Here is a 12734-nt window from a genome sequence, read left to right as displayed (position 1 = left end):
CTTTCCAAAGTCATACACGCGCTGCGCTCGAGCACTCCGGGAAATCATGACTGAAGCCTCTGTTACCCTGCTTGCCACCTGATAACCCGCCACCGAGCGACCGCATGCGCTTACCCAGCCGCTACAGCCTGTTCCCCTTCCTGCGCTGGCTGCCCGGCGTCGATCGTCGCAGCCTGGGCAACGACCTGCTGGTCGGCCTGAGCGGCGCCATCCTGGCCCTGCCCCAATCCATCGCCTACGCCCTGATCGCCGGGCTGCCCGCCGAATACGGGCTGTATGCGGCCATCGTGCCCGTGATCATCGCCTGCCTGTGGGGCTCGTCGTGGCACCTGATCGCCGGGCCGACGGCGGCTATCTCCATCGTCCTGTTCACCAGCGTCAGCCCCATGGCCAGGCCGGGTAGCGACGAGTTCGTCGCGCTGGTGCTGGTGCTGACCTTTCTCGCCGGGCTGTTCCAGTGGCTGCTGGGGCTGCTGCGCTTCGGTAATCTGGTCAACTTCGTCTCACCCTCGGTGGTGCTCGGCTTCACCCTGGGCGCCGCTCTGGTGATCGCCCTCGGCCAGTTGCCCAACCTGCTGGGCCTGGAGGTCGACAGCCAGCGTACCGCCGTCGCGACCCTGCTCGCCCTCGTCGAGCACCTCGGGCAAGCCGACTGGCATGCGCTGCTCGTGGCGCTGTTCACCCTGACGGTGAGCCTGTTGTGTCGGCGCTTGTGGCCGCGCTTGCCGGCGCTGCTCATCGGCGTGGTCGCTGGCAGCCTGCTGGTCGCCGCCCTGCCGGGGTTCTTCGCCAGCATCGCCCTGGTCAACGCCTTCGAGGGCAAGCTGCCGCCGCTCACCACGCTGCACTTCGAGGTCAACAGCCTGCTGCAACTGCTGCCCGCCGCCATCGCCTGCGGCATGCTCGGCCTGGTCACCAGCCTGTCCATCGCCCGCTCCCTGGCGAGCAAATCCCAGCAGGTGCTGGACGCCAACCAGGAGGTACGCGCCCAGGGCCTGTCCAACCTGATCGGCCCCTGGTTCTCCGGTTCGCTGTCGGCCGGCTCCTTCACCCGTTCGGCGTTGAACCTGCAGGGCGGCGCCACCTCACCACTGGCCGGTGTGTTCTCCGCCGTACTGGTGGCGGCGTTCGCGCTGTTCTGTGCAGCGCTGATCGCCCATATCGCCCTGCCAAGCATGGCCGCGGCCATCCTGCTGATCTGCTGGGGGCTGGTGGATGTAGCCGGGGTACGGGCATTGCTGCGGGTCAGCCGCGCGGAGTTCGTGGTGATGCTGCTGACCCTGCTGGCCACCCTGCTGCTGGAGCTGCAGACGGCGATCTACGCCGGCGTGCTGGCCTCGCTGTTCTTCTACCTCAAGCGCACCTCACAGCCGCGCTTCAAATACACCCGCGACGGCGACGACGAACTGCTGCGGCTGGAGGGCTCGATCTTCTTCGGGGCCTGCCACTACGTGCAACAGATCCTCCAGCTCAGCCGCGGCGAACGGGTGATCGTCGACGCCCACCACGTCAACTTCATCGACTACGCCGGGGTCGAGATGCTGCACCAGGAAGCCCGCCGCCTGCAGGCGCAGAACCGCCAGCTGATCCTGCGTCGCGCCCGGCCCCAGGTGATCGAGGAAATCCACAAGCTCGAAGGCGCGGCCAACTGCCCGGTGCGGTTCGAGGAGTAAGCGCGAAGATAGCCACGATCGACTTCAGCCTTATGAGCGTTGCAAGCATCGCGGCTGCAGCCGCTCCCACGGGGTGGCGCGTTCCGCGATAGCGGGAGGCGCTTCAGCGGCGATTGGCCTGTGAGCAGCCCGTAGCCTGGCGTTGAGCGCAGCGATACCCAGGGTGCCAGTTCCCGGGTGTCGCTGCGCTCGACCCGGGCTACGCGAAGGTTTCCAGGCGGCCCTGCCCGCCATAACGACGGAAATAGCGCACCACCAGGACCAGCGCCGCCAGCCCCAGGACCCCGGCACAGACGAACAGGCCGTCATAGCCCAGCGCCTTGGCCAGCACCCCGCTGGCGGCGCCGACGAAGCCGCCCAGCAGTATCTGCGTGGAAGCCTGCAGGGTGAAGTCGGCGCCTTCGTGACCGACCCGGCACTGGCGCATCATCGCGGCGAACAGCGCCACCGTGGACAGGCCATCGGCCGCCTGTTCGAACAGCGCCAGGGCGTACACCCACAGCGGTTCGCCACCGCGCGTCGCCAGCAGCGCCAGGGCGGCGATCCCCAGCGCCTGCAGGATGCCGGACAGCAACAGCGCGCGCAGCACGCCAAGCCGGGCGTACAGCAGGCCACCGAGCAGCGCGCCGGCGATGCCCACCAGGCTGCTGATCAGGGTCAGTTGCCCCAGCTCGGCATTGCTCCAGCCCTGATCCACCAGCATCGGCTTGATCATCGGCGAGCCCAGGGCATCGCCGAGCTTGAAGGTCAGCACCACGGCCAGCCACAGGCCCATGCCCGGCAGCGCCAGCAGGCCGCGGTAGTGGCGCAGCAGCAGGCCCGGGCCCATGGCCTCGGCGCCGCCGTTGCGCAACGGCAACCGACGCTGTTCGTCGAAGCGCCAGATCGGCAGCAGCGTCAGCGCCAGCAGCAGAACCAGCAGCAACAGGGACAGGTTCCAGCCGAAGCGGTCGATGACCAGCAGCAGGCCGCTGCCGCTGACGATCATGCCGAGCTTGTAACCGCCCACCTGCAGGCTGTTGCCCAGGCCACGCCAGCGTTCGGGCAACAGGCGCACGGTGAGGCCGTCGGTGGCGATGTCCTGGGTCGCCGCCGCCAGGTTGATCAGCACCAGCAGGCCCAGCAGCAGCGGCAGATGGCGACCGAACAGGGCGTCCGGCGAGAGCAGCGCCAGCGCCATGACCATCAGGGTCACGGCCGCCTGCAGCGGCAGGATCCAGCCACGATGGTGGCCCAGCCGCGGCGACGCCAGCCGGTCCACCCAGGGCGCCCACAGCACCTTGAGCAACCAGGGCAGGGCCAGCAGTTTGAGCAGACCGATGATCGCCAGGTCGACGCCATGCTGACGCAGCAGTACCGGCAGCGCATGGGCGATCAGCCCCGACGGCAGGCCCTGGGCACAGTACAGCGACGCCAGCAGGATCAGGGTGGCGCTGGCCGGACGGCGCGGGTCGGAGCGGTCGAGCGACATGGAGAAATCCGCATGGGGCGAGCGCCGCAGCATAGCGCAGCGTTCCAAGGGCCTGTCACCATCCGGTAACAACTCGATACCCGAAAGCCGCCAGGCAGACGAACGCGGCCGGCAGAATCCGGTCTATTCGCCTATCGCATGCCACCCAATCCGACTGCCGCCCCAATGGCAGGGCATGTCGCCGTGCCACGACCCACACAGCCCGGAGCACCATGGCCACATCACTTATCCATACCCTGCGGCGGCGCTGGTTCAGCCTGAGCCTGCTGCTGTGCCTGATCGTTGGCCTGCCGATCGGCTGCGCCAAGCTGGAGCAGAAGGAACGCGAACTGGTGTTCCGCATCGAGCCCGGCACCGCCAGCTGGTTCAGCGGCCTGCCCGCGGGTGTCGAAGACATGCAGCTGAGCGTGCCGGAGTTCGGCGATACGCAGACCATCCACGCCTGGTGGTGGCCGGCGGGCAAGGCCGATGCGCCGACCCTGCTGTACCTGCACGGCTCGCGCTGGAACCTGACCGGCCAGCTGTTCCGTATCGAACAGCTGCACGCCATGGGCTTCTCGGTACTGGCCATCGATTACCGCGGCTTCGGCGAGAGCCGCGGCGAACTGCCCTCGGAACGCACCCTCTACGAGGACGCCGAGATCGCCTGGCAGCGCCTTGTCGAACTGCAGCCGGACCCGGCCAAGCGCTTCATCTACGGCCACTCCCTGGGCGGCGCGGTGGCGGTCAACCTGGCCGAATCCCTGGGCCGCGACCGCCATACCCCAGCGCTGGCCGGGCTGATCATCGAGTCGACCTTCACCAACCTGGCCGATGCCGCCACCGCAGTGGCCAGCGAATACACCTCGCTGCCGGTGCGCTGGCTGCTGTCGCAGAAATTCGACTCGCTGAGCAAGATCAGCCAGGTCAAGGTGCCGGTGCTGATCGCCCATGGCACCGGCGACCGCTACATCCCGCCGCGCTTCAGCGAAAGCCTGTACCAGGCCGCCAGCGAGCCCAAGCGCCTGCTGCTGATCGAAGGCGGCAACCACAACAACAGCATGCGCACCGCCAGCCGCGAGTACCGCGAAGCCATCCGCACGCTGTTCGCACCGCGGACGCTGGGGCAGAACTGAGGTCACAGCAACGGCAGCGTATAGCTCAGGATCAGGCGATTCTGATCGATGTCGTTGCCGCCGCTGCTGCGGTAGGTGCCGTTGCGCCATTTGACGGCGAAGTTCTTCAGCCTGCCGTCCTGGAAGGCATAGCCGATGTCGCTGTTGCGTTCCCATTCCCTGGCGCTGCGCCCGCCGCGCTCGAAGCCGTCGCCGCGGACGTAGCGGGTCATGAAGGTCAGTCCGGGGATGCCCATGGCGGCGAAGTCGTAGCTGTAGCGGGCCTGCCAGGATTTTTCGTCGGGGTTGGCGAAGTCCGGGGCGAGCATCACGAAGTTGACCAGGAAGGCATCGGTGCCGTTGAGGTAGGGAAAGCCGGTGTCGCCCCTCATCTTCTGGTAGGCCAGGCTCAGCGCGTGGCCGCTCAGGCTGTAGGTGAACAGGGCGCCGAGGGCGGTGTTGTCGACGTTGCTGGTGCCGTCGTCGCTGGAGCGCGCATAGCGCAGGTCGCTCTTCAGCGAGCCGGCGCCGAGCGGCAGGGCGTGCACCAGGTTGACGATGTGCTGCCTGTAGTTGTCCTCCAGGCGAGCGTAGTTGTACGACGTGGTCAGGCCCTCGCGCCACTGGTAGCTGGCGCCGGCGAAGTCGAATGCGTCGCTGAAGCGGCCGCCGCCGATGGCCTGGCCGCTGACGATCATGTCCTCGCTGCTGCTGTCGTTGCGCTGGCTGTTGTGGGTCAGGCGGCCCGCGTCCAGGGTCAGCCCGTCGATCTCCCGGGAGTTCAGGTGCGCGCCGCGGAAGGTCTGCGGCAACAGGCGCGAGTCGTTGGGCAGCACGGTCGGCAGTTTCGGGATCAGGGTGCCGACGCGCAGGATGCTCTTCGATAGCCGCACCTTGGCGGTCAGGCCCAGCTCGCTGTATTCGTCCTGCGGATTACCGGCGTTGTCCGCCGAGAGCAGGCCGGTATTGATGCGGTCCGCGCTGGAGTCGAGCTTGACACCGAGCATGCCGATGGCATCGACCCCGAAGCCGAGGGTGCCTTCGGTGAAACCGGACTGGTAGTCGAGCATGAAGCCCTGGGCCCATTCCTCGCGCTTGGACTGGGTGGCGCCGGGCTGCCGGTAGTCGCTGTTGAAGTAGAAATTGTTGAGGGTGAGGCTGGCCTTGCCGTCTTCGATGAAGGCGGCCTGGGCCAACAGCGGCAGGCCCGAACCCGCGGCCAGCAGGGCCAACGACAGCGTGGGGGTGGCGGAGTGCTTGAGCATTGTTGTTCTCCCGTTTCTTGTTGTGGTGTCGCGTGGTGAGAGGTGCCAGGCCGCAAGGTCCACCTACGGCCCGAGGCGGTTGAGGATCAGCCGTTCGAGGTCGTCGACGCAGTCGTCCAGCGATGCGCCCTCCCCGCCTGGCGGACCATCCAGCAGGCGCAGCGCCTGGCGCGCCACCGTGGCGATGCGCCAGGGTTCGCCATGGCCGCCGCAACGCGCCTGCAGCAGGCGTTCGAGCAACAGCGCGTAGTCGCCTTTCAGGCTGCGCACGTCCTCCCGGGCCTCGGCCGTGAGGTGACGGGACTCGACCAGGGCGAGCACGTACCAGTCCGGGTTGGCCTGCTGGAACGCCAGGTGGTGACGCAGGAAGCCGGCCAATCCCGCGCCGGCCGGCACTCGCCGCGCGCTGTCGATCAGGCGCTCGAAGCCCTCCTCGATCAGCTCCTGCAGCAAGGCGTCCTTGCTCTCGATATGGGCGTACAGCGAGCCGGCGTGCAGGCCGAGCGCCTGGCCCAGCTGGCGCAGGCTGACGGCGTGAAAGCCGTGGCGGGCGAACAGTTGCCGGGCGGTGGCGCACAGCTGCTGGCGCAGCAACGGTTCGGCGGCAGGGCGCAGGACGGCGGTCATGATCGGCTCCAGGCAGTGGGCGTCAGGCGTTTTCCACAATCCGCCGGGCACGCAGGATCACCGGCAGGTCGATCAGCTTGCCGTCGAGGCTGATCGCGCCGACGCCGTGGTGGGCGGCCACGCTGTCCAGCACCCGGCGGGCCCACTGCACCTCCTGCGCGGCCGGACGAAAACCGTCGTTGATCGGCGCCACCTGCTTCGGGTGCACGCAGAGCTTGCCGGCGAAACCCTGCTGGCGAGCGCGGCGCACGTCGCTGGCGAGCTGTTCGAGGTTGCCCAGGTCGACGGTCACGCCATCCACCGGGGCGCCGATGCGCGCCAGGGCCGAGGCGATCACCAGGCGCGAGCGGGCGAACAGCAGCTCTTCACCGTCGCCGAGGATGCCGGTGTCGACCTGGAAATCCACCGAGCCGAAGGCCAGGCACTGCACCCTGGGCGCGGCGGCGATCGCCTCGGCATTGCAGAGGCCGCGGGCGCTTTCGACGATGGGCAGGATGCGCAGCGGCTCCGGCAGACGCGCCGCCAGCTCGGCGAGCTGCGCCGCGCTTTCCGCCTTGGGCAGCGACACGCCGAGCAGGCCGGGGGCATCGAACAGGCCGCAGTCCTCGGCGTGCCAGGGGGTGTCGCTGCCGTTGAGGCGCAGCCAGGCCTGGCCGCCGGCCGTCAGCCAGGCGCGAATGGCCTCGCGGGCCTGGTCCTTGCGCTCGGGGGCCACGGCATCCTCGAGGTCGAGAATGACCACATCGGCGCCGGCGGCGCAGGCTTTGTCGAAGCGTTCCGGGCGATCTCCGGGGACGAACAGGTACGAACGGGCAGCCATGGCAGGTCTCCACGCGAGGGGTTATCGAGGAAAAGGGGATGCAGCGAGGGCGGCGTCAGCCAGGGTCGCCGCGCGCCGTGGCGGCGCGGGCGAAGCGAGCGAGGGCCAGGGCGACCACCAGCATCAGCCCGCCGAACAGCAGGTAGCCGCTGGCCAGGGAGTCGCTGAGGTGGGTCAGCCCGGCGAACAACGGCGGGCCGGCGACCACCCCGAAGTAGGTGAAGAACAGCGTGCCGCCGGTGTACAGGCCCGCCGTACCGCTCGGTGCCAGGCGCGCCACCTCGGCCAGGTACACGCCGTTCCAGCCGATGGCCGTGGCGCCGAACAGCATGCTCACCGCCGTCACCAGCGACAGCGGCCAGCTCTGGGTGAAGGCCGCGGTGAGCAGCGAGGACAGCGCCATCAACAGCGCCAGCAATGGCAGCAGCCGGCGCGGCGCCAGCCAGCGGTCGGCGACCCAGCCCCAGAGCAGGCGTCCGACCACGCCGGCGCCCTGGGTCAGGGCCAGGATCGCCCCGGCAGTGACCAGCGCCAGGCCGTAATCCCCGGTCAGGTAGCTGACCAGGTAGGTGGTCAGGCACAGCTGCATGGCGCCGAAGAACAGCGAACACAACGCCAGGTTGCGCATGCGCGGCATGGCGAAGATCATTTTCAGCGGTTTGAACAGGTCGTTACGCGGCCGCTCGAGGCGCGGGTTGCGGTCATCGTCGAGGTCGTGGCGCACCCGCTGTGCGATGGCCGCCATCAGCACGCAGGCCACCGCCACCACCAGTAGCGCGCCGCGCCAGCCGCTGGCGCCGACCAGGCTCGGCACCAGCATGCCGGCGAGCACGCCGCCAATCGGCACGCCGGTCTGTTTCAGGGAGAACATGAAGCCCATCAGGTGATGCGGCGTGGTGCGCGCCAGGATGTGCGAACTGGCCGGCGTCACCGGCCCGTAGCCGGCGCCCAGGGCCAGGGCGCTGAGCGCCAGGCACCAGAGCTGGCCACCGGCGGCGATGGCCAGGCCGGCACCGCACAGCAGCAGGCACACCTGGCTGACGCGGATCGCGCCGAAGCGCAGGATCCAGTTGCCGCTGAGCAGGCTGGAAATCATCGCCCCCAGGTAGATCAGCGCCACGAACAGGCCGACCAGGGCGACGCTGCCGCCGAGGTCGCGCAGCGCGGCGGGCGCCAGCACCGGCACGGTGAACGAGGCCATGGACACCAGGGCCTGGATCGCCAGGGTGACCGTCAGGGCCGCGTAACCGTTATTCACCGTTGGCACCCTGCCAGATCAGGCGCTGGCTGATGGAATAGCTGAAGCGCTCGCCGGGATGGACGTTGACCGCCACCTCCAGCAACTCGTCATTGCCGCCGTAGTACTTGCGCACGATATGCAGCCCCGGCGAGCCGGCCCGCACCTGCAGCGCCCGGGCCACATCCGCGTCGAGGTTCACCGCGCTGAGGGTCTGGCGCACCTCGGCCACCTGCAGGCCGAAGCGGCGTTGCAGCAGTTCGTAGATCGGCGTGCGGCCATCGCCGAACGCCTCCAGGGCCGTGGCGTAGGCGCGGGGCACATACACCAGGGTGTGCGCCAGCGGCGCGCTGTCGCCTTCGCGGTGGCGCAGGCCCCTGGCCATGACCCAGGCCTGGCCGGGCTTGCATTCGAGCAGTTCGGCCAGCTCCTCGTCGGCGCTGATGTCCTCGAGCGTGCCGAGCTCCATGCGCACGTCGCGCACGTACTGGTGCAGGTCGGAAATGCCTTCGCTGGCCTGCACGTAGCGCGACGCCGCCTGGGTCGCCTTGACCCGGGTGCCGACGCCCTGCTGCTTGCTGATCAGGCCCAGTTCGTTGAGCCGGCGGATCGCCTCCCGCACCGTGTGCCGACTGACGTTGAACTGCTTGCACAGCTCATGCTCGGTCGGCAGCAGGCTGTTCAGCGGATAGCGCCCCGTCTTGATGGCATCGACCAGCGCTTGCGCCAGTACCAGATAGCGGGGTTGTCCACCGGACAGTGGGGAAGGCAATGGCTGGTTCATCTCAGCTGACTCCTGCAGGCTTCTTGTTTTCGGCTGCCCGGCCCCGCCGCACGCCCAGTATCGACTGGTTGTGCGCACCCAGCCGGGGGGCCGGCCGGTTGGGCAGGGTCTCGCCCGGACAACGGATCGGACAGGCAAGGGTCTTGATCGTACCGCGCACCGGATGTTCCACGTTGAAAATCAGTCCCTGTTCGTGGGCGAAGGGGTTGTCCAGGGCCTGGCCGACATCGTTGACCGGCGCCGCCGGCACCTGCCCGCCGAAGTGTTCCAGCCAGTATGCCGTGGGCTGCTGCATCAGTACCGCATCGAGCGCTTCGGTGAGCTGGTCGCGGTTGGCCAGGCGCGCCTTGAAGTCGCAATAGCGCGGGTCGCTCGCCCATTGCGGCTTGTCGATCAGCCTGGCCAGCACCGCCCAGAACTTTTCCTTGTTGCACATGATGAACATCCAGCCGTCCCGGGTCTTGAACAACTGGCTGGGGGTCAGCGACGGATGCGCCGAACGCGGCGTGCGCGTGGTCTTCACGCCATCGTTGAGGTACCAGGTGGCCAGGTAGTTGAGGTTGTGCATGGCGACATCGTACAGACTCACGTCCACGTCCCGGCCGGTGCCGGTGGCGCGGGCGCCGATCAGGGCCGAGACCAGCGCCAGGGCGGCGGTGGTGCCGGTCATCATGTCGATGATCGACAGGCCGAAACGCGCCGGCGGCCCGCCCGGCTCGCCGGTCAGCGAGCAGTAGCCGGCCTCGGCCTGCATCAGGTAGTCGTAGCCCGGCCAGGCCTTGCGCGCGCCCTCGCGGCCATAGGCGGAGAGGTGGCAGCAGACCAGCGCCGGGTTGTGCTGCTTGAGCTGGGCGTAGGTCAGGCCGAGCTTTTCCGGCAGGTCGCCACGCAGGTTGTCGTAGAGCGCGTCGGCCTCCTTCAGCAGCTCGATCAGTTGCGCCTTTTCCTCGGCATTCTTCAGGTTGAGGGTGACGCTCTTCTTGTTGCGGTTGAAGGACTGGTAGAAGTGGCTGTCGCCCTCCTCGAAGAAATAGGGGCCGACGTGGCGGCCGATCTCGCCGCCGTCGGCGGGGTTCTCGATCTTGATCACCTCCGCGCCGAGGTCGGCCAGGTGCTGGGTGCCGAACGGGCCGGCGCCGTACTGCTCGACGGCGACGATGCGCACGCCTTCAAGGGGCAAGGTCATACTGGATTCCTCTGCACGAGCTGCTTGGCGATGATGATGCGCTGCATCTCGTTGGTGCCTTCGCCGATGGTCAGCAGCGGGGCGTCGCGATACAAACGCTCGACGTTGTATTCCTTGGAGTAGCCGTAGCCGCCATGGATGCGCATGCAGTCGGTGGCGTTCTCCAGCGCCGCCTCGGTGGCGAAGTACTTGGCCATGCCGGCTTCCATGTCGCAGCGCTCGCCCCTGTCGTAGGCCTTGGCGGCGGACTCGGTGAGCAGCCGCGCGGCCTCGACGCGGGTGGCCATTTCGCCGAGCTTGAGCTGGATCGCCTGGTGCTCGCAGATCGGCTTGCCGAAGGTCTTGCGGATCTGCGCGTAGGCGGTGGCCTCGTCCAGCGCCGCGCGGGCCACGCCGACGCCACGGGCGGCGACGTTGATGCGCCCCAGTTCCAGGCCCGACAGCACCTGCTTGAGGCCCACGCCCTCGACACCGCCGATCAGGCAGTCGACCGGCACCCTGAAGTCCTCGAACACCAGCTCGCAGGTGTCGATACCGCGATAGCCGAGTTTCTCCAGCTTGCGCGCGACCTTGAAGCCGGGGCCCTTCTCGGCGATCAGCCAGCTCATGCCCTTGTGCCGCGGCTCGGCCGTCGGGTCGGTCTTCACCAGCAGGGCGAGCACGCCGCCGTGCAGGCTGTTGGTGATCCAGGTCTTGGCGCCGTTGACCACGTAGTGATCGCCCTCGCGCCGCGCCGTGGTGCGGATCGCCTGCAGGTCGGTGCCGGCATCCGGCTCGGTGAAACCCACGGCGCCGCGCAGCTCGCCGCTGGCCATGCGCGGCAGGAAGCGTTCCTTCTGCGACGGCGTGCCGTGCCGCTGAATGGCCGAGGCCATGATCAGGTGCGAATTGATGATCCCGGACAGCGACATCCAGGTGCTGGCGATGCGCTCGACGATCTTCGCGTAGGTGGTGGTGGACAGGCCCAGGCCGCCGTACTCCGGGGCGATGATGCAGCCGAACAGGCCCATGGCCTTCATCTTCTCGACCATCTCCTCGGGGTAGATGTCGTGCTTCTCCAGCTCGTGCACGAAGGGCTTGGCTTCGGTTTCCAGGAAGCGATCCAGGGCGTCGAGGATCATGCTTTCCTGCTCGTCGTATTCACTCATCGCGGTGTCTCCGAATGGTTCTGGTCAGGGCAATCAGGCGGCGGCGGCGAGCGCGCGGGACAGTTCGCGGGCGCTGCCGGCGTCGAGGTTGAACACGGCATCGAGAATCGCCTCGGCGCGCTGCGGCGCCACGGCGGTGTGGGCGTTGTCGCGGTACTTGGCGACGATGTCGGCGCTGGACAGCGGGCGGTCGGCGGCGCCACGGTTGATCGCCTCGCGGTGACGCAACTGGCGGCCGTCGCGCAGGGTGACGATCACCTCGCCGGAGTAATGCCGGGGGAAGCCGGAGTCGGGATCGACCTGGTAGTGGATCTTCTCCATCAGCGCCAGGGCGGCCGGATCGGCGAAGCCTTGCGGCTCCAGGTCCGGCAGGCCGAAGCGCCCGCGCAGCAGGCCGCTGGCGATGGCGTAGGGCACGCTGAACTGCGCCTCGTAGCTGCTCGCCGGCTTGCGCTTGCCGGCCTCGGGTTCGCAGACGATGGCGATGGTTTCCCTGGGCATCAGCGCGGTGACGCGGACGATGTCCTCGGCCCGCACGCCCTGGCCATGCAGGATCACCGCGGCGTCGGCCACGGCATGGGTGAAGTGGCAGGCCGGCAGCGGCTTGACCGCCACTTCGCCGACCTCCCAGGTGCTGCCGAGGTTCTCCGTGGCCAGGGCGTAATCGCATTCGGCCTCACGCTCGCCCAGGTGGCTCTTGAACAGGCCGAAGCGCCCTTCGTACACCGCCTTCGGCCCGGTGAAACCGTGACGGGCCAGGGTCGCCGCAGTGAGCCCGGCGACACCGGCCCAACCCGGGTGCATGCGCTTGGTCCAGGCGCCGTCCTCGAGGAACTCCAGGCTGCCCGACGCGGTGCTGAGCACGATGCCCTGGGTCATCGCCAGTTGCGCGGCGCTCTGGCCCTGCAGCTTGCCGGCGATCAGCGCGCAACCGAAGGCACCGATCAGGCCGGTGGGATGGAAGCCGACCTGGTGGAAGCCGCCCCTGGCCACCGCGCCGAGGCGGGTCGCCACTTCCATGCCGAGGACGTAGGCGGTGAGCAGGTCGCGGCCGCTGGCGTCGTACTGCGCGGCGATGCCGAGGGCCGCCGGCAAGCAGCTGGCGGTGGCGTGGATCACCCCGCGACCGTGGGTGTCGTCGTAGTCCAGGCCATGCACCAGCACGCCGTTGAGCAGCATGGCATCGCGCAGCGACAGCCTGGCGCCGAGGCCGATCACGTCGCTGTCGCCCTCGCCCAGTTCGCGGGCCGCGGACAGCGTGCGCTGGGCGAACTCGTAGCGGGTCGAGGCCAGGGCGATGCCCACGGCGTCGAGGATCAGGTACTTGGCGCGCTCGCGTGCCGCCTCGGCAATGGCGTCGTAGTGCAGCCCTGCGGCGAAGCTGGCCAGGGTCGCGGCGATGGGTGTATCGGTAGAGGCATTCATTGTT

Annotated in this window: 11 protein-coding genes; 2 read left to right on the top strand and 9 right to left on the bottom strand. The window is 68.5% G+C overall.

Annotated features, from left to right (window positions below):
• Nucleotides 1–104 precede the first annotated feature (104 nt).
• Nucleotides 105–1673, top strand: a complete 1569-nt coding sequence (locus tag DNK34_RS14925) for a SulP family inorganic anion transporter (RefSeq protein ID WP_131175817.1) — start codon at nucleotides 105–107, stop codon at nucleotides 1671–1673.
• Nucleotides 1674–1872: 199 nt separating this feature from the next.
• On the opposite strand, the gene DNK34_RS14920 is transcribed toward DNK34_RS14925, so the two are convergent.
• Entirely contained in the window at nucleotides 1873–3144 is a 1272-nt protein-coding gene (locus DNK34_RS14920) for an MFS transporter (RefSeq protein WP_131175816.1), read from the bottom strand.
• A 212-nt stretch (nucleotides 3145–3356) separates the two neighbouring features.
• Here DNK34_RS14920 and DNK34_RS14915 point away from each other — a divergent pair, with 212 nt between their 5' ends.
• Nucleotides 3357–4259 carry an alpha/beta hydrolase gene (locus tag DNK34_RS14915; protein WP_131175815.1) on the top strand — a complete coding sequence of 301 codons (903 nt, stop codon included), beginning with the start codon at nucleotides 3357–3359 and terminating at the stop codon, nucleotides 4257–4259.
• 2 nt (nucleotides 4260–4261) lie between these two features.
• Here the strand turns inward: DNK34_RS14915 and DNK34_RS14910 are convergent, their stop codons facing one another.
• The 8 genes from DNK34_RS14910 to DNK34_RS14875 form a co-directional block, all read right to left on the bottom strand.
• Complete coding sequence (locus DNK34_RS14910; RefSeq protein WP_131175814.1) at nucleotides 4262–5503, bottom strand: OprD family porin; 1242 nt, start codon at nucleotides 5501–5503, stop codon at nucleotides 4262–4264.
• Nucleotides 5504–5566: 63 nt separating this feature from the next.
• Nucleotides 5567–6130 carry a TetR/AcrR family transcriptional regulator gene (locus DNK34_RS14905; RefSeq protein ID WP_131175813.1) on the bottom strand — a complete coding sequence of 188 codons (564 nt, stop codon included), beginning with the start codon at nucleotides 6128–6130 and terminating at the stop codon, nucleotides 5567–5569.
• Nucleotides 6131–6152: 22 nt separating this feature from the next.
• Complete coding sequence (locus DNK34_RS14900) at nucleotides 6153–6950, bottom strand: HpcH/HpaI aldolase/citrate lyase family protein (protein ID WP_131175812.1); 798 nt, start codon at nucleotides 6948–6950, stop codon at nucleotides 6153–6155.
• A 55-nt stretch (nucleotides 6951–7005) separates the two neighbouring features.
• On the bottom strand, nucleotides 7006–8208 hold the full coding sequence (locus DNK34_RS14895) for an MFS transporter (RefSeq protein WP_242675210.1): 1203 nt from the start codon (nucleotides 8206–8208) through the stop codon (nucleotides 7006–7008).
• The gene (locus DNK34_RS14890) at nucleotides 8201–8971 is read right to left on the bottom strand and encodes a GntR family transcriptional regulator (RefSeq protein ID WP_131175811.1); all 771 of its coding nucleotides are present in this window, start codon (nucleotides 8969–8971) and stop codon (nucleotides 8201–8203) included. The genes DNK34_RS14895 and DNK34_RS14890 overlap by 8 nt, the downstream gene beginning before the upstream one ends.
• A 1-nt stretch (nucleotide 8972) precedes the next feature.
• Complete coding sequence (locus tag DNK34_RS14885) at nucleotides 8973–10157, bottom strand: CaiB/BaiF CoA transferase family protein (protein WP_131175810.1); 1185 nt, start codon at nucleotides 10155–10157, stop codon at nucleotides 8973–8975.
• Nucleotides 10154–11305, bottom strand: coding sequence for an acyl-CoA dehydrogenase family protein (locus tag DNK34_RS14880; RefSeq protein ID WP_131175809.1), 1152 nt, complete (start codon nucleotides 11303–11305; stop codon nucleotides 10154–10156). Before DNK34_RS14880 ends, DNK34_RS14885 begins: the two co-directional genes overlap by 4 nt.
• Nucleotides 11306–11338: 33 nt before the next feature.
• Nucleotides 11339–12730 (bottom strand): MmgE/PrpD family protein, encoded by a 1392-nt coding sequence (locus DNK34_RS14875; protein WP_131175808.1) that lies wholly within the window; start codon nucleotides 12728–12730, stop codon nucleotides 11339–11341.
• Nucleotides 12731–12734 lie beyond the last annotated feature (4 nt).

The organism is Phytopseudomonas dryadis (assembly GCF_004327355.1).
GTDB classification, from domain to species: domain Bacteria; phylum Pseudomonadota; class Gammaproteobacteria; order Pseudomonadales; family Pseudomonadaceae; genus Aquipseudomonas; species Aquipseudomonas dryadis.
The sequence above is the reverse complement of the archived record's forward strand: the minus strand, read 5'-3'. Positions and strand labels throughout refer to the sequence as shown.

Coding starts and splice junctions, on each gene's coding strand:
- DNK34_RS14925 (WP_131175817.1), top strand. CDS start 105: ATGCGCTTACCCAGCCGCTACAGCCTGTTCCCCTTCCTGCGCTGGCTG.
- DNK34_RS14920 (WP_131175816.1), bottom strand. CDS start 3,144: ATGTCGCTCGACCGCTCCGACCCGCGCCGTCCGGCCAGCGCCACCCTG.
- DNK34_RS14915 (WP_131175815.1), top strand. CDS start 3,357: ATGGCCACATCACTTATCCATACCCTGCGGCGGCGCTGGTTCAGCCTG.
- DNK34_RS14910 (WP_131175814.1), bottom strand. CDS start 5,503: ATGCTCAAGCACTCCGCCACCCCCACGCTGTCGTTGGCCCTGCTGGCC.
- DNK34_RS14905 (WP_131175813.1), bottom strand. CDS start 6,130: ATGACCGCCGTCCTGCGCCCTGCCGCCGAACCGTTGCTGCGCCAGCAG.
- DNK34_RS14900 (WP_131175812.1), bottom strand. CDS start 6,950: ATGGCTGCCCGTTCGTACCTGTTCGTCCCCGGAGATCGCCCGGAACGC.
- DNK34_RS14890 (WP_131175811.1), bottom strand. CDS start 8,971: ATGAACCAGCCATTGCCTTCCCCACTGTCCGGTGGACAACCCCGCTAT.
- DNK34_RS14885 (WP_131175810.1), bottom strand. CDS start 10,157: ATGACCTTGCCCCTTGAAGGCGTGCGCATCGTCGCCGTCGAGCAGTAC.
- DNK34_RS14880 (WP_131175809.1), bottom strand. CDS start 11,305: ATGAGTGAATACGACGAGCAGGAAAGCATGATCCTCGACGCCCTGGAT.
- DNK34_RS14875 (WP_131175808.1), bottom strand. CDS start 12,730: ATGAATGCCTCTACCGATACACCCATCGCCGCGACCCTGGCCAGCTTC.